This is a genomic window from Pseudoalteromonas sp. P1-11 (assembly GCF_001399995.1).
Lineage (GTDB): Bacteria > Pseudomonadota > Gammaproteobacteria > Enterobacterales > Alteromonadaceae > Pseudoalteromonas > Pseudoalteromonas atlantica.
This window is the reverse complement of sequence record NZ_LJSP01000001.1, coordinates 579774-597298: the sequence shown is the minus strand read 5'-3', so window position 1 is coordinate 597298 and position 17525 is coordinate 579774. Positions and strand designations below refer to the sequence as shown.

Genomic DNA, 17525 nt, shown 5'->3' with positions numbered 1-17525 from the left:
GTAATTCTGGGCTGATTGCTTGCCAGTTGCCGTTGACATCAACGGTGGCGGTGAGTGGTGTTTCATCGCCATTACTGTCGGTGATAACAATCGTCACCACCGTGCCTTCTGGCTCAGTTGAAGTACCACTAATAAGTGGAGTACTGTCGTTACCAAGTCCCAGTGCATCCACGGTTACAACCGGGGTAATAGTATCTACATTGCCACTGCTGTTGGCGGTGCTCTCATTGCCGGCGGCATCAGTAATACTGGCCGTTACAGTAAAGTCACCTTGTGCCAGGGCACTTGGCACTTCAATATCCCAATGCCCATCCGTACCAACGGTGGTGGTAATGGTTTGCACAGCGCCATCACTGTCAGTCACGGTGAGTGTTACAGTGCCGCCAATTTCGGTTACTGGTGCCTTGTAATGTCGGGGTTAAGTCATTTACATCACCCACGGTTTGCATGGTTAATGTGGGCGCTTGCGTATCTAAAGTAATTGTATCGGTTACTGTTGTTGTGTTTCCTGCTTCATCAGACACGCTCACTTCGATGGTGTTATCACCTTCATTCAAGTCTGTTTGAGGGGTTACTTCCCAACTTCCATTGGCATCTACTGTGGTTGTTAGTGTATGTTCAACACCGTTTTCATCAGTGATCACTACAGTAATCGTTGTACCTACATCAGCATCACTCGTACCTGAAATAGTCGGTGTTGTATCATTGGTTACAGCATCAAAATCAACGGTTAAACTTGGCCCCGCAGTATCAATATTACCGGTTGCTGTATCTAAAGCACTATTGCCTGCAGCATCAGAAACCTCTGCCTGTACAGTATAATCCCCTGAAGCTAACTCTTGAGAAAGCTCTACACTCCAATTCCCTTGTGCATCCGTTGTCGTATTAAACGAGCGAACAACTCCTTGTGAATCTGTAACAGTCAAGCTTATTACAGTGCCAGATACAACGCCTGTAGTATTACCAGCAATAATTGGTGTTGTATCATTACTGGTTTCTAGATCGTTAATTTGTATGGTTGGCGGCGTAATATCAATTACAGCATCAAGTTCTGCTATGGCTGAACCACCGCCTAAATCAGTTACTGTTGCACTGATTGATACATTTCCCTCAGGTAAATCGGCTGGCGGAGTAACACTCCACTGTCCGTTTGCATCAACAACCGTAGTTAAGGTAATAGTCGCACCTGTAGAGTCTGTGATCTGAACTTCAACAGACGAACCTACTTCTGCATTAAATGTATCACCGCTTATTTGTGGGGTTTGGTCGTTGGTTTCACCAATGACATCTATAGTGATAGTTAACGCACTTGTATCAATAGTACCAGAGGCGCTTGCAGTACCTTCATTGCCAGCGTTATCGCTAACAATAGCATCAACAGTATAGCTACCTTCAGCTAAAGCTACGGGTACTTCAACTGTCCAACTTCCATCTGCAATGACTTGTGCGGTGATTGTTTGCACTGCACCATTTGCGTCCGTTACAGTTAAAGTAACAGTTGAGCCTGTAGGTTCCCCGCTTACCGTACCTGATAGAGTTGGTGTAGTATCACTTATATCACCTAGCGCATTTATTGTCACAACCGGCGCTGTTGTATCAACCTCACCTGTGGTAGTGGCCGTGGTTTCATTACCTGCGTTATCGGTTACCGATACCTCAACGGTAAATTCACCTTCACTTAGCTCATTCGGTACATCCACACTAAAGGTGCCATCAGCTTGCACTTCGGTAGTAATGGTTTGTGGGTTACCCGCTTCATCCGTCACGGTGATCGTAACAACTGTGCCCTCAGGCTCGCCCGTGGCAGACCCTGAAATAGTGGGTGTGGTGTCGTTTGTATCACCCACCGGATCTATTACTACTGTAGGCGCTGCGGTATCTATAACGCCTGTAGTTGTGGCTGAGGCTTCATTTCCAGCTGCATCAGTGGCTGTGGCCGTGATTGTAAACTCCCCCTCAGCAATTGCAGTCGTTGCACCTACTTGCCAAGAACCATCTTCAGCGACAACTGCCGTTAAGGTTTGCGAATCACCATTAGAGTCTGTTACTGATACAGTGATCAAGCTACCTGGCTCTACATCAGTTGTGGTACCACTAAATACAGGTGTTGAATCGTTAGAGTCAGTAAAGTCATTTACACTAATAGTTGGTGCGGTTAAATCTATAGAGCCAGTTTGTGAGTCTTGCGCGCTATTACCAGCACTATCACTTACATTTGCCACCACACTAAACTCACCCTCAGCTAATGTTTGTGGGACATCTATACTCCATGTGCCATCACCATTTATAGCAGTGACAAATTGCTGCTCAGCGCCAGCATTATCAGTCACAATCACTGTAACCACACTACCTGCAGCTAAACCTTGAGTAGAGCCGCTTATAGTAGGCGTTGTATCGTTTGTATCACCAATATTATCTATAGTTACGGTAGGTGCGGTTAAATCTATGGTGCCAGTAACCGTTGCTGTACTGCTATTGCCTGCTTCGTCACTTACACTTGCAGTAACTGTAAAGTCACCTTCGCTAAGCTCATTAAGTATATCGGCGCTATAGCTTCCATCGGCATTAGTAATCGCTGTAATAGTTTGTTGATTACCGTCACTATCGGTTATTAATAAGGTAACCTCAGTACCTTGAGGTACATCTACTACGCTACCTGTCACACTCGGTGTTGTATCGTTTGTATCTGTAATTGGGTTAATAGTAATCGCAGGATCAGTTAGATCAATTTCCCCTACTTCAGTAGCAGAGGCAGTATTGCCAGCAGCATCGGTTACTGTTGCAACAACCGTAAATTGACCCTCTACCAACTCATCGGTTGCTTCGATTGACCACGACCCATCAGCATTTGTGGTTACTTGCACAGTTTCTGTTGCGCCATCGCTGCCTGTAAAGGTAACAGTAACAACCGCACCTGCGTCAACATCTTGCGTAGTACCACTAATTGTTGGAGTGGTATCATTAGTATCAATAATAAAATTAATACTTACGGTTAAATCTACATTACCGACCGTACTTGCTTGTGCCTCATTGCCTGCATCGTCTATAACGGCTGCAACTACGGTAAAATCCCCTTCAGGCAGAGGCTCTGTAACTTGAGCGCTCCAAGAACCATCTTCTTGCGTGACCGCTAAAAGATTAAAAGTACTGCCATCACTTGCGGTAATCGTTAGGGTTATAGTGGTACCAGCAGGCACGTTACCGGTATTACCACTTAAAAATGGCGTGGTATCGTTTGTATCTGCAATAGAGTCAATTTGAATAGAAATAGGGGCAAATGTAACTTCACCACTTGTTTGCGCGGATGCTTCGTTACCCGCAGGGTCACTCACTGTCGCGGTAACACTAAACTCTCCACCAGGGATAGCGTTGGGCGATTCAACACTCCACGTGCCATCAGCCTCAAGTGTCGTTGTTAAGGTTTGTATATTACCGTCGCTATCGGTTACTAAAACAGTAATTACAGAGCCTTCAGGTGCCCCTTCAACACGGCCTACAAAAGTAGGGGTTGTGTCATTAGTGTCTGCAATGGCCGTAACCGTTATTTCAGGGCTAGTTAAATCAACTAACCCTTGCTCTATAGCTTGTGCTTCATTACCTGCAGTGTCGGTCACAGTTGCATTAACTTCAAACTCACCTTGTGCTAAAGGGGTAGAAACACTTACAGACCAGCTGCCATCATCATTTGTTTGCGTTAACAGCGTTTGAACTTGCCCATTAATATCGGTAATAACCACGGTAATTACCGAGCCTGCTGCCACATCTTGCGCAAAGCCAGTAATAACAGGGGTTGTATCTTGCGTATCGGCAATCGCATTAATTTCTACAATTGGCGCCGTTAAGTCAATAACTCCAGCATCACTTGCAAGTGCTTGGTTGCCTACGCTATCACTCACCTGCGCATCAACAGTAAAATCACCTTCTGGTAGTGCCACACCCACATCAACAGCCCAACTACCATCTTCACCGGTAATGGCTGTTAAAAGCTGCACTTCGCCTGCACTGTCGGTTACTGTGATTGTTACTTCAGTACCTTGTGGCACACCGGTTGTAGTACCAGTTAATGGTGGCGTAGCATTATTAGTTTCACCCGCTACTGTAACTGTAATTTCTGGAGCGGTTAAATCAATACTCGCAACAGCTTGGTCAATTGCTTGATTACCAGCGGCATCAACTGCTACTGCGTTAACATTAAACTCCCCTTCTGCTAAAGGCGATGTAGTGGTAATACTCCAATTACCTTGCGCATCAACTTGTGTAACAATTGTTTGTTGTGTGCCTGTGCTATCGGTAAGAGTTACAGAGACGTTGTCGCCAGTATTCAAACCCGCTACCGACCCCGTAACCGTTACTGTCTGAGATGCAGAGTCTGCAACTGGGTCAATATTAATTACTGGCGCGGTGGTGTCTATTTCAATAGAAATAGCATCGTTAAACGCATTACCATCTGGGTCGGTGGCTTCTACAACTACGCTCACGGGTCCATCGGCTATCGGGTTAGGCAATGTAATTTCAAACGTGCCATCTGGGCCAATAACCGCGCTTACTACTTGAGAGTTACCATTTTCATCTGTCACAGTAATATTTACTGTTTCACCCACTAAGTTTTCACTTGTTCCACTAATTGTTGGCTGAGATGAATTAGTTAAACCTACTTCATTTAATGATATAGACGCAGTGCCATCATCAGGAACTACCCCATCAGAGGTATCGCGAATATTTAGCGCCTCTGTAGAATCAGGATCAAAGCTTGAATCAAATGCAACGCTATTAGGGTTAACCCCCTCCGCAATACGTGTAAGCTGAACAAATGAGCTTCCTCCACCAGAGCCCGCACCACCAGCACCACCGGCGGCCGTTGCTTCTAAATTATCTAAAATATCACCATCGCCCTCTAAGGCATCTAAAAAGTCAGTAACATCAGAATTAGCCGCCGTTTGGCCATCGTTATTATCAGTTTGTTCTAAGCTTGCAATGGCCGCATCTAGACTTTCGTCAAACACGGTGGTTTCGCTGCTATCGCGGGTTTCTTGTGCTAATAAATCAGGGGTGATCTTTACGTTTTGATTAGCAGGAATCGACAGTGTTTCTCCTTGCACATCAATTGTTAGCGATGAATTATCGGCGGTAACCACTAAATCGCCCACAGTAATAGTATCGCCCACTTCAAGTGGCTTAATTGTGCCATCTTCTAAAACAACACCAGCAGACCCTTTTAAGTCTATTACTAATAATTGATTAGATTCCATTTTACTTACCTCAAACATAAGAATTAAAACTACTAATTAAAATGTAGAACAGCAAAACGCATTAGATACTGTACTCAAGTACAGTTTTTAAAAAAACATTAAAAATAAAAAAGTGGTAGATAATAAATTTTATGCTAGCCAAAACGATTATTTGCGAAAAATGAATTTATTGACTAAACCATAGGGTAGGTATTGATAGCCCAAGTAACCCCTAAGAGGAAGAAATGATTACAAAAAATACTTTACTAAAGCAAAAAGGAAAGCTGCTTATAGGTTTAACGCTAAGTGCGCTTGGCGCAACTAACGTGGTAAAAGCCGATGACAGCTCTGTGGCACCGCTTACATACGTCACCAGTAAAGCAATTGAAAATAATCCAGAGGTACAACAAGCATGGCATACATTTAAATCCTCAATTTATGGCGTAGATGCAGCCCGCTCAGGCTACTTACCTAGCGTTAATGTATCTGCCAGCGCAGGTTATGAGCGCCGAAACTACGGTATAGAAGACGAATACAACCGCAACACTGCAGAGCTTAGTGTTACTCAAATGCTTTACGACGGGTTCAGAACATCTAACACCGTTGAAAGGTTTGAGCGTATTCAGCTCATTCGGTATTTTGAATTACTCTCACAAACAGAGCAAACTGCATTAGATGCATCTATTGCATTTTTAGATGTGCAAAAATTTAAAGAACTTGTGACACTCGCTGAAGAAAACCTGCAAGAACACGAGTCTGTATACCAACAAATTGAACAAAGTGTAGGAGCCGGTGTTGCCCGAGCAGCAGATCTAGAGCAAATTAGCGGGCGCTTATCGCTAGCGCAATCTAATGTGCTAACCGAGTACGCTAACCTGCACGATGTAACCGCGCGTTATTTAAGAGTTGTTGGCGAGCTACCCGTTAATGATATAAAACAAGCCAAATTAGATGAGCAAAACGTGCCCATTTCTATTAACCAAGCGCTTGATATAGCCTATAAAAACAGCCCTGCTTTTTACGCATCGCTTTATAATATAGAGGCGCAAGAAGCCAATGCTCAGGCACAAAAGGCAGCGTTTCATCCAAACGTAGACTTATCTGCCCGTTACGGCACACAAGACAGAGACGAGCTAGGTTTAAATGAAACAAGAACCGAAGCACGGGTAGGTATAGACATAACCTATAACCTGTACAACGGGGGCCTAGATAGCGCCAACCTTGAACAAGCATACCAAGATGTAAATATTGCCAAGTATCAACGCGATCAAGCTTGTGTTGATATTCGTCAAAGCCTACAAATTGCCTATCATAATGTGAACAATATAGAGCAAAAGCTACCCACGCTTGAAAGCTATAAAAACTCGTCAAACAGAGTAAAAATAGCCTACCGAGACCAATTTGATATTGGCCAACGCACCTTGCTTGATGTACTTGACGCTGAAAACGAAGCATTTCAATCTAACCGCTCGTACATTGTTGCTCAATACGATAGACAAACAGCCATTTTAACTATGCTTAACGAAATGGGTAAACTATTGCCAGCTCTAAATGTTATGTCTGACAAGTACCCAACATTAACAGAGTTAACAGATGACCCAATCGTGCATAACGCACAAAGTATATGCCCAAGTTACGATGTAGCTGCCACCTTTAAGCGCAAAGCTTTTTTACAAAAAAAAGCCAAGCAAGATAACGCCTACATGAGCGTTACAGCTATGCCTAGGTATTTAGAAATGCCACCAGAAACCCCTAGCGCATCGAGTTTTGCAGATGACGATAACGACGGCGTACCTAACGAGCAAGACACCTGCCCAAGCACGCCAGCGGGAACAAATGTAGACCTGTCTGGGTGTACTTTGTATGACCAAGCGACCGACTCAGTTGAAATAGGCATTCCCTTTTCAGCCGACTCAAGCCAAGTGCGCCCAGAGTACTTGCAAGAGGTAGAAAAGCTCGCGGAGTTTTTAAAAAATAACCCTGACAAAAAGGTAGAGATCCAAGGTCACGCCTCATTAGATGGCGATAGAAAATACAACCGCAAACTTTCAGAGCAACGCGCCTTTGCCGTAGCACAATTACTTATTGAGCAATTTGGTATAGCGCCTAATCGTGTTCAATCATTTGGTTATGGTATTGATCAGCCACGCGTTAATGAAATTTCGGTACGTGCTAATGCGGCAAACCGCCGTATTGAGGCGGTTATTACCGATAGTTAAGAGGTGCTTAAAACAAATAAATTTAAAATGTTTTACATAACATTGGATGGTATATGGAATTAAATGATGTACTTGATCATGGCGGCGCACTGGTAGATTGCCTTGCAGTATTGTGCCGTTTTCATGATAAAGATTTTTCAAGGGAGGCCTTATTAAATGGCCTCCCACTAACAGATGGAAACTTAACGCCTTCAGGTTTTGCACGTGCTGCAAAACGTGTGGGCTTTAAATCAAAAGTTGTAAATAAGCCTCTTAATCAAATTAATACTGCTTTATTACCCGCTATTATTATTTTAAATAATAACCAAGCGTGCGTGGTAACCGCTATTGATAACCAAAAACAAACAGCGCAAGTTACTTACCCCGAGCTAACTGAGTCTGTTGTAGAAGAAGACCTAGAACAGTTAATTGAAAAATCAACAGGTTTAATTATTTATGCTCATCCAGAGTTTATGTTTGATGAGCGCTCCCCGGTGCTTGAAAAGCTCTCTAAAGACGGCTGGTTTTGGGGCGTAATAAAAGAATGCCGCGCACTGTACAAAGACGTCATAATTTCCGCCATTGCATTAGGCGTTTTGTCTGTTGCCATGCCTTTATTTGTAATGAATGTATATGACCGCGTAGTTCCTAATCATGCAACAGAAACCCTCTGGGTTTTAGCCATCGGTATTTTAATGGCACTGACCGCCGACTTTGTACTGCGCTTAGTACGCAGCTACTTTGTAGAGCTTGCGGCAAGTCGTATAGATGTAAAAGTGTCTGCGGTTATTATGGAGCGCGTACTTGGTATGAAGCTTAAAAATAGGCCCTCATCAGCGGGGTCATTTGCGAGTAACATACAATCGTTTGAAGCCGTACGTAACTTTTTTAGTTCAATAACCTTGGTTGCGCTGGTTGATTTACCCTTTGTTGCTATATACCTAATTGTTATTGCAATAATAGGTGTACCGCTAAGCCTACCCATTATCGCAGGTGCCCTAATACTTTTAAGTTATGGCATAGCAGCCCACAGAAAACTTGAAGCGCTGTCAGAGCAAACCATGAAAGCAAGCTCAATGCGCAACTCCATACTTGTAGAAAGCTTAACCAACATTGAAGATGTAAAAAGTTTTCACAGCGAATGCAAAACCCAATCAACATGGGAAAAATCAACTATTTATATTGCTCAGGTTAATGCGCAAAGTCGCTTAATCTCAAGCTCAATCTCTAATAGCGCAGCGTGGATACAACAATGTGTTGGCGTGATCATTATGATCATCGGTGTTCATTTAGTTATTGAAGGCGAGCTCACGCAAGGGGGATTAATAGCCGCTTACTTACTTTCATCACGGGCAATGGGGCCGCTTGGGCAATGCGCCGCCGTACTTGCGCAATATCATCATGCTGCAATTGCTATGCAATCGCTTAACGAAATAATGGAGAAAGACGTTGAGCGCCCGCCAAATAAACATTGGTTAAGCCACCCCGTATTAAACGGCGAAATAGAATTTAAAGACGTATGCTTTAAGTATGAAGACGACGCGGCCGATGCGCTTAGTAATATTAGTTTTAAAATAAAAGCGGGCGAAAAAGTGGCTATTTTGGGGCGCAATGGTTCGGGTAAAAGCACCCTCGAAAAACTTATTTTAGGCCTTTACGACCCAACCGCAGGCTCCGTAATGGTCGATAACAACAATATACAACAAATAGACCCCGCAGAACTTCGTCATAACATAGGGTACGTACCCCAAAATATAGCGTTGTTTTTTGGTAGTTTAAAAGACAACCTCACTATTAGCGCATGGCATGCTAAAGATGAGCAAATAATTAGCGCATGCGAAAAAAGCCAGTTATTCGAGTTAATAAACTCTCACCCCGATGGGTTTGACCTACAAGTTGGTGAGCAAGGTCGCTTGCTATCTGGCGGCCAAAAACAAGCAATAGGTATCGCGCGTGCATTAATAAACGACCCTCCTATTATGCTGTTAGATGAGCCTACCTCATCGCTTGATCACAATAGTGAAAATAAAATTATTCAAAATTTAAAAACCGCCACCCAAGACAAAACCTTAATTGTAGTTACTCACCGCTCGTCTTTACTTTCGTTGGTCGATCGCATCATCGTGCTCGATAACGGAAAAATAGTTGCCGATGGGCCTAAACAAAAAGTAATTGCCGCACTGAATAACCAAACAGTGGAGCAAGCATCATGAGTGACAATAAAAAGCCACTAGAGCAGCGCTCTTTTGAATCGGTAAGTAAAGCAATAGAAGCACGTAAAAAAGGTAAGCCTTCAATCTTTAATCGCTTATTTAAAGGCTGGCTTTCGCCTCCTGAATCACAAGATTGGGTAGTCGATGCGCAGTGGGAAAAAATGCAGCAAGAGCCTGCCAGCGCACGTTTTTTGTTATACCTCATTTGTATTGCATTTATTTTACTTACAATTTGGGCAGGCTTTGCGCCACTCGATGAGGTAGCCCGTGGTGAAGGACGCGTTATCCCATCAAATAAATTACAGTTAGTGCAATCTTATGATGGCGGTATGGTAGAAAAAATAAACATTCGAGAAGGGCAAATTGTTGAAGAAGGTGACGTATTAATAAAAATCGACCCTACTCGGTTTATTTCAAGCTTTAGAGAAAACCAATCTAAAGTGCAATCACTCACTGCAAAAGTAGCCAGGTTACAAGCCCTTACCAGAAAAGAAGATCTCGTTTTTCCTGATGAGCTTGTTAAGCAAGTACCCGAGGCGGTCGCTCATGAGCGCTCAATATATTTAAGTAATCGCCAAGAATTAGAGCAGCAAGTGGCAATTCATAAACGCCAGCTAGAGCAACGCAGACAAGATCACATTGAAGCAAAAGCCGCTTTGCAACAACACACTAGCGCTCTAAGGCTAAGTAATCGTGAGCTGCAAGTAACACGCCCACTGTTAAGAACCGGTGCTGTATCTGATATAGACATCATTAGGTTAGAACGTGAAATAGTTGATTTAAACGGCGAAATAAACCGTACTAAAGCAGTAATTAACCGGAGTTTATCGGCTATCAACGAAGCTAAAAACAAAGTAACAGAAGTCGAACTTGCGATGATCAACCGCTGGAACAACGAGCTTTCGGAGGCATTGCTGCGTTTAGAGTCGATAAAAGAAACCGAATCAGGGCTTGCCGACAAAGTGGCCCAAACTGAGATCAAATCACCGGTTAAAGGCACGGTACAACGTTTATTGGTTAATACCGTAGGCGGCATTTTACAACCCGGCAGTGACGTTTTAGAAATAGTCCCTTTAGACGATCAACTTATTGTTGAGGCAAAAATACCGCCGAAAGATATTGCCTTTTTACGCCCAGGGCAGCCCGCCATGATTAAATTTAGCGCCTATGATTTTGCGGTATACGGCGGACTAGAAGCCGAGGTACTGCATATAAGTGCAGATACAATTACCGACGACAGAGAAAATACTTTTTATTTAGTGCAATTAAAAACCACTAAAAATAACTTTTCAGAAGAGTTGACTATAATTCCAGGAATGACCACACAAGTGGATATTATTACTGGTAAAAAAACCGTCTTGGAATATTTACTTAAACCCGTACTCAGAGCTACATCGCAAGCAATGACAGAACGCTAAACTGAATTTATTGGAGTAAATTAATGCGTCAAAGTATATTTATTACACAACCCGAACTTGAATCGAGCCACTGGCGAAGTGCGTTTGCAGGTTGTGTAATATGCACCAAAGAACCAAAACAAATTAATGCATCAAGTATTATATGGGTTCTGGCGGGCACTTCGGGATGGCTTGAACTGGTAAAAAAATATGCCCAAAAACGCTTGCCAGTTATTGTAATGACCACAAATCTAGAAATAGAGGAACTTAGAGCAGCCCTGCAAGCGGGCGCAAGAGGCTATGTAGAAGCACTTGCATCTAAAGTAATATTACAACAGGTACTTGAGACTATTTGCTCAGGCGGCCTGTGGTTACCTGGGCAGCTACTATCTAATATTGTTGGGGCACTAAGTCAGCAGCAAATAAATTACACCCAAGCCTGCGATATTCAAAGCTTAACTAAACGCGAACGCCAAGTTGTTGATATAGTTATAACAGGGGCAACCAATAAACAAGCCGCTGAGTCACTAAATATTACAGAGCGGACAATTAAAGAGCACATGAGCTCAATTTTCACTAAGTTAAAAGTGCGCGACCGTATACAACTTATGTTAGCAGTTAAAGGTAACTAGCTTAAGCTGAAATAATAAAACCTTCGCCAGTTATAGTTAACCTAATAAACAAAGGCTTATAGGTTAAATACTTAATTGCATTTACCTATTCACCGCCATTATTAAACCACTCCCCTTTAATTAAAGAGTCGCTTTACGACTCTTTAATAACTCCATCAAAGCCAAGATTAACCAGTGTATCTATATCGTCTTGGCTTGTTACGCCCTGTGCGACCACTTTAATACCAATGGAATGCGCTAATGTGCAAACACCGCGTAAGAAGGTTTGATTGTCTTGGCTGTAACTAATGTTATGCGCGTAAATGCTGTCTATTTTAAGCATTTCTAAGCCAAATTCTTGAATGTTCTTAATCTTAGTAAATTCAGGTCCCACACGTTTAAGTGCCACTTTAGCGCCCATACAACGCACCTGCTCACAAAATTCCTTAAATATATCCTTTTCGTTTACGACAATGTTTTCGCGTATATCAAAACAGATATTTTTTGCCAAATCAGGAAAGGCAGATACATAGGTTAATACCGAGGCAAGCGCGGTATCATCCATTAATGTTTGCGCCGAAAGCTCTACAGCAATCAATTCATTTGGCGGCGCTTCACCGTACTGTTTAACAATTTGCTTGATTAAACTCCAATCCAAACGTGCTAATAGGTTTAAGCGATTAGCCCATTGATAGTAGTAGCTTGATTTATAATGTTGGCCGCCAAATTCTAAACTTAAACTAAGCTGGTGCTGTAACAAGGTGTCGTTAAAACCCATAACCTCTAAACAATTTAACTGTATAGTTTTTTGCTCAAGTGCATCCTCAATAGCCTTTTGCCAGCCAGTAGAGTCATCAAAAATTTCACTCTTTTGTTTATTATCAATGACTTTTGCTTGCACCCCAGGTTTGTTACCTGCTGTTTTTAATAAACCATCTACACGGCGTAATAAATCAAAGCGGGTGTCGTTTTTCTCTATGTAGGTACAACTGTGTACTATGGCCAAATCAATATTTTTGTATTCATCAACAATCGATTTATGCAATGCGGTTATTTGCTCGCTAAGCGCTTGAATATCATCAGTATCGCTAAACAACACAGTAAAGTCGGTATGTGATATACGCGCAATATAGTTTTCTGAAAAGTGCGCCTGATTCGACTCTAAAAACTGTGTTAACACCTGAGAAAAACGGCGTAAAAAGTTAACCATTTCTACACGGCTAATCGATTCACTTATTTTATCTAAATTAACCACCCTAAATAAAAACAAAGCACCATGGGCATGATCTTTCACTTTTTGTAAATGAGCCTCTAATGTGGCACTAAAATACTCTCGATTGGCAAGCCCTGTTAGCTCATCGTGCTGGGCTTTAAAACGCAACTCCTCTAAGCGTTTATTATCTTCTTTTATAATGCGACTAAACCGTGTCGATAATAAATTCATCGACTGCACAAGGCGTGCAAACTCAAAGGTTTTTGGCACTTTTGATTTAATAAAGCGCTTATCGCCAAAGGCGTTAGCTTGGTACACCACATCATCAAGTGGCGTTAAAATTCTACGTAATAAATACGCACTTATGGCACAGGCAAAAAAGGCCACCACTAAAAAGCTAAAAAACAGTTTAAGGGCGCTTTCCCACAATGCTTGCTCAGCATATTGGCTGTGGCTTTCAACAAATAAAGTGCCAAATTGCTGCCAACCGTTGTTAACCTGCCCTACACCTGGCTGTACATTAAGCCCATATACCGCTCTAAACCAAGCTGGTGCGGTATTTTCTAACGTGTCGGTAAATACGCGCTTTACAATAACCTCACCATTTGGGTCTTGCAATTCTATGCGTTTGTAGTGACCGGTATCAAAAGTGGCCGATACTAACAGCTCAAGCTCTACAGGGTCTTTTTCAAGCTGACTAATCATCAGCGCCAAAGAGCTAGCATTATCAACATTTTTTAAATACAGCTGCGTAGAAAAATAGTTTCTAGCAGAGTTAGTACTTATTAACACGCTACTTATAAAGCCAACAAAAATCACCACCAGCAAGGTGATCCACAGCTCTTGTCTAAGAGTGATTTTTCTTTTTTTGAAAAACTTAAATAAGGAAAATGACGCCATTACCACATAACCCCTTCTTGTGATGTCTGCTCCAAAATTTTACGCCAACGCGATAGCCTTGCTGTCGGGCTGGCTACACTTTTAGTCGAGTTATTTGCCCATAAACCTTGGCTGTTAAAACTAAATACCGGGCTTAAATCAACGCGTTTTGCTGCAGGTAACACTTTTGTTATTAAACTATCTAAAATAAGCGGCTGAGCATTAGGCGTAGCAAAGTAGCCTAATACCATGTGTGCTTGTGTTTTGTTTGTACCAGCAAGCTTAGCTTTTACATATATAAGCCTAAGCTTGTCGTCGCTTACGCCTAAGGCGCGTAAACTAATGTATTTAGCAATGGCATAATCTTCACAATCACCTAAACCACGGCCAAGGGTTTCTAATGGCGTAGCCCAATAGTCGTTTTGCTTCCAAAGCTGTATATCGGTTTGGTATCGAAGATTGCGTGCAAAAAAGTCGTTAACAATTAAAATTTGTTGTTGTTCTGGTTTATTTTGGGTGCGCACCAGCATAGTTTGCCAATTACGCGCTACAGTGACTCGCGCAGGGCCATATTTTTGCCCCATTAATTCTATAAAGGTATTAAATTGAATAGTTAAACGGCTCGCAAACACGCCGCTTGAAAGTAAAAAAAATAGCAGTAAATAGCGCAAATTGCTTTTGCACCAAAAAAATAGCTTATTTGAGGAAAGAGTGGGCCTAAGTGTCATTCATAGCCCAAAAAAAGAAAAATTAAAAACATATACCAAACGCTACACTACTTGTTCAAATATTATTCGTAACAACAGCATAGCACTCAATATAAAAGGATGAGATATTTTGTATGTGTTTTTTTACTAGATTTAAATTTTAACTCGGTCATTTCAACTTTGCTTAATACATTAACTAACGTATTGAATCATCGTTGTATTTAAAGCTGATTTATCAAACCCTAGATTTACAGAAAAACGCTCCCGTAAGTAGCAAAGTAATGTATTGCTGTACGAGTATATTCCACGCGTTTAACACTAAAACCAGCTGCTAAAATAGCAGCTTAATCTAGCTTTACTATTTAAAGTACTGGCCAGTTACTTAGTAGTAGGTCACTTTTTTAACTTCACGCGGCTTAATTTCACCTATGTATAAGTCGTGCACGCGCTTCATGTTTAGCTCAAGCTCGGTAACGTATACATCGTCAACTGAGTAAGTTTTAATAATTTGCGCACCTTTAATTATGCCCTGCACTTTACTTTCCATGTAATCGTTTTGAGCAATAGCACCTGCTACAGACGTGCCCGCTGTAATTTTTTGCCCATAAACTTGCTCTGTCAGTTCACGGTACGCCTCAAGCTTAGAGGCCTTAATTGCCATTAATTGCTTTTGTGATTTATTAGCCCCTTGCTGCAAGCTAATAGGTGCATAACCAACCGCTTTAAGTATGGGATAATTATTTGGCTCTACATATTTGTACTCAACATGTTTATCAAACACGTTGCTGCAACCGGCAAGGCTAAGGCTTGCTAAAGTAAGTAATATAATTGCACGCATTTATTTGCACCCTTTAAACTAATTGCGCAAATAAATGCAGGTTTAATGCCATTTGTTATAAAGTCCTCATATTGGTGCAGTCCTTGCTTAGCTAAAGCGTAATTAACTAATTTTATGTGGAGTACCAGTATGAACACGTTTTTATCATCACTATTTGCAGGTGTCACTAGCGCTGCATTATTAACGTTTTCTGCCAGTACTTACGCACAATGGTTTGAATCTACCGGCCATGCACAAATACAAAATGGCGACATAAGCAGCGCTAAATCGGCCGCGATTAAAGATGCGATTACACAAGCATTAGTGTTTTCTGGCGCCCGGGTTAGCTCGGTACAAACCTTGGTAGATGGCGTGCTAACGCAAGATCAGCTAAAAATTAGTAGCCACGGCGAAATACAAAAAATAGAGCTGGTGAGCGAGCAACGCCAAAATCAACAATTTGCCATTACGCTTAGGCTTGATGTATTTGCCCAAACAGAGCAATGCCCACAAAGTAGCTTTAATAAATTTGTTGCTGTAACCCAAAGCCAGCTTGTTCATCGTGAACATGCATTAATGGGTCAAATATTTGACGTAAATAAAGCCATTAGTAAAAAGTTATTTAGCGCTTTGCAAAGCACAAAAATGAGCGCCCTGCCCGTTGCTTACTACAATAAAGCAATTAATGTAGACAATTACTTTAATCAGCAGCACGACTACTCAAATACACAACTAGAAGAGCTTTCAGCCAGAAGCAACGCGCAATATGTTTTATTAAGTCAAATAACCAATTTAGCGCCAAGCGATAAACTCAACAGCGACTACGCCTTTTGGCAAGACGAAACCTACCAGCGCAGCTACGCTATTGAGTTTATGTTGTTTGATGGCACCACGTACGAACAATTATGGCAAAACAGCTATCATACCCAAGCTGTATGGCCATTTGAAAAAACAGCCATAGTTGATGTAAATAGTGATAGGTTTTGGCAATCACCTTTTGGGCAAAGTATTAGCGATATAAATCAAACGGTCAGTTACGATATACAAGCGGCTATGGCGTGTTTTCCTACTAAAGGAAAAATAATGCACATGGAAAACAATAAATTGGTGATAAACCTAGGCAAAGATCATGGCCTTAAAAAAGGCCAACTATTAAGCATTGCGCACCATAACTACTTAACCGATGCACAAGGCAATACTATGCCGCATACCATTACCACGCTTAACACCATTGTGGTTGAGCAACTTTATAAACAAAGCGCCATTGCTGTAAGCCTTAACGACAAGCCTTTGCCTGGGGTACAAATAAACGATGTAGTAGAAGTTGCAAGCCAAGAACGCTAAATAAGCGCCCGCTTTAAATTTGGGTGCTCTACCAACCACTGGGCTAATTGCTCAACGCCCGCCAAACGCGGGTAGTGTTTTCTGCAAGCAAGTACCACATTACGTTGCTGATTAGGAAAAATAGCTAAATAATCAATCCCTACACGCTGTGTACACGCAAGCTTGGGCACAAATGTCACCCCGTCATCTATCGCCACCAGCGCCAATAAAGTCTCTAAACTATTGCCCTGATATTGGTTTGATACATCCACTCCCGCAGCAAAACAAAACTTTTGGGCTTGATCTTTAAAGCAATGACCATCACTTAACATTAATAGGCTACAACTTTGTAAATCGCTTAGCGCTACTTTTTTACGCTTAGATAACGGATTATCGGTTGAAACAGCAACCATAAAGTCTTCTTTGTACACGTTAACCGTATGGTAGTTTTTAAGCTCGGGAACATCGGCCAAAATTGCAAAGTCGAGCTCGCCGTTATCAAGCGCCTCTAGCATAGTCGCTGTTTGCATTTCTATAAACGAAAAGTGGCTCTCGCTAAACGCCGCTTTCATAGAGGTCAGTAAAGCGCTGAGTAAGTACGGCGCAATAGTAGGAATAATACCAATCCTTAGCTTACCTTGTAGCGGCCCGTTTGAAGTAGCCGCCAGCTCTTTTAAGATTTCTGTTTGCTCTAAAATAACGTTTATTTGTGTCAACAAACGTTCACCTTGCGCTGTTAATGTAACTTGCTTAGTTGAGCGGTCAAATAAAACAGCATTAAGCTCTTGCTCAAGCTTTTTTACTTGCCCACTTAGTGTAGGCTGGCTAACAAAACAGGCATCGGCCGCTTTGCGAAAATGCTTGTGGTGCGCTATTGCTTTTACATACTCTAAATCTTTTAAGTTCAAATTCATCTCCACCTGATAGGCTATACCTATT

Annotated in this window: 11 protein-coding genes; 5 read left to right on the top strand and 6 right to left on the bottom strand. The window is 42.0% G+C overall.

Annotated features, from left to right (window positions below; genetic code table 11):
• Both AN390_RS02685 and AN390_RS02680 read right to left on the bottom strand, forming a co-directional pair.
• On the bottom strand, window positions 1-364 hold a 364-nt coding region (locus tag AN390_RS02685; protein ID WP_236695066.1), incomplete at its 3' end, for an Ig-like domain-containing protein.
• Complete coding sequence (locus AN390_RS02680) at window positions 357-5249, bottom strand: retention module-containing protein (RefSeq protein WP_055252888.1); 4893 nt, start codon at window positions 5247-5249, stop codon at window positions 357-359. The genes AN390_RS02685 and AN390_RS02680, both read right to left, overlap by 8 nt.
• A 224-nt stretch (window positions 5250-5473) precedes the next feature.
• Between AN390_RS02680 and AN390_RS02675 the strand changes: the two genes are divergently transcribed.
• Genes AN390_RS02675 through AN390_RS02660 form a run of 4 tightly spaced genes read left to right on the top strand, consistent with a single transcriptional unit; the run spans window position 5474 to window position 11668 of the window.
• Window positions 5474-7447 carry a TolC family outer membrane protein gene (locus AN390_RS02675; RefSeq protein ID WP_055252887.1) on the top strand — a complete coding sequence of 658 codons (1974 nt, stop codon included), beginning with the start codon at window positions 5474-5476 and terminating at the stop codon, window positions 7445-7447.
• Window positions 7448-7500: 53 nt separating this feature from the next.
• Window positions 7501-9639: a type I secretion system permease/ATPase gene (locus AN390_RS02670; protein WP_055252886.1), complete on the top strand. Its 2139-nt coding sequence runs from the start codon at window positions 7501-7503 to the stop codon at window positions 9637-9639.
• A complete protein-coding gene (locus tag AN390_RS02665; protein WP_055252885.1) occupies window positions 9636-11057 on the top strand; it encodes an HlyD family type I secretion periplasmic adaptor subunit in 1422 nt (473 codons plus the stop codon). The genes AN390_RS02670 and AN390_RS02665 overlap by 4 nt, the downstream gene beginning before the upstream one ends.
• 23 nt (window positions 11058-11080) lie before the next feature.
• On the top strand, window positions 11081-11668 hold the full coding sequence (locus tag AN390_RS02660) for a LuxR C-terminal-related transcriptional regulator (protein ID WP_024033058.1): 588 nt from the start codon (window positions 11081-11083) through the stop codon (window positions 11666-11668).
• 133 nt (window positions 11669-11801) lie between these two features.
• On the opposite strand, the gene AN390_RS02655 is transcribed toward AN390_RS02660, so the two are convergent.
• The 3 genes from AN390_RS02655 to AN390_RS02645 form a co-directional block, all read right to left on the bottom strand.
• Window positions 11802-13760 (bottom strand): LapD/MoxY N-terminal periplasmic domain-containing protein, encoded by a 1959-nt coding sequence (locus AN390_RS02655; protein ID WP_029774508.1) that lies wholly within the window; start codon window positions 13758-13760, stop codon window positions 11802-11804.
• Entirely contained in the window at window positions 13760-14467 is a 708-nt protein-coding gene (locus tag AN390_RS02650) for a transglutaminase-like cysteine peptidase (RefSeq protein ID WP_024033060.1), read from the bottom strand. Before AN390_RS02650 ends, AN390_RS02655 begins: the two co-directional genes overlap by 1 nt.
• Window positions 14468-14828: 361 nt before the next feature.
• The gene (locus AN390_RS02645; protein ID WP_029774509.1) at window positions 14829-15284 is read right to left on the bottom strand and encodes an LPP20 family lipoprotein; all 456 of its coding nucleotides are present in this window, start codon (window positions 15282-15284) and stop codon (window positions 14829-14831) included.
• A gap of 129 nt (window positions 15285-15413) precedes the next feature.
• On the opposite strand from AN390_RS02645, the gene AN390_RS02640 reads away from it, so the two are divergent.
• Entirely contained in the window at window positions 15414-16607 is a 1194-nt protein-coding gene (locus AN390_RS02640) for a flagellar assembly protein FlgT (protein ID WP_055252884.1), read from the top strand.
• Here AN390_RS02640 and AN390_RS02635 read toward each other — a convergent pair.
• Window positions 16604-17494, bottom strand: coding sequence for a LysR substrate-binding domain-containing protein (locus AN390_RS02635; protein WP_173644019.1), 891 nt, complete (start codon window positions 17492-17494; stop codon window positions 16604-16606). The two genes, AN390_RS02640 and AN390_RS02635, sit on opposite strands and share 4 nt — an antisense overlap.
• Between the last annotated feature and the right edge of the window lie 31 nt (window positions 17495-17525).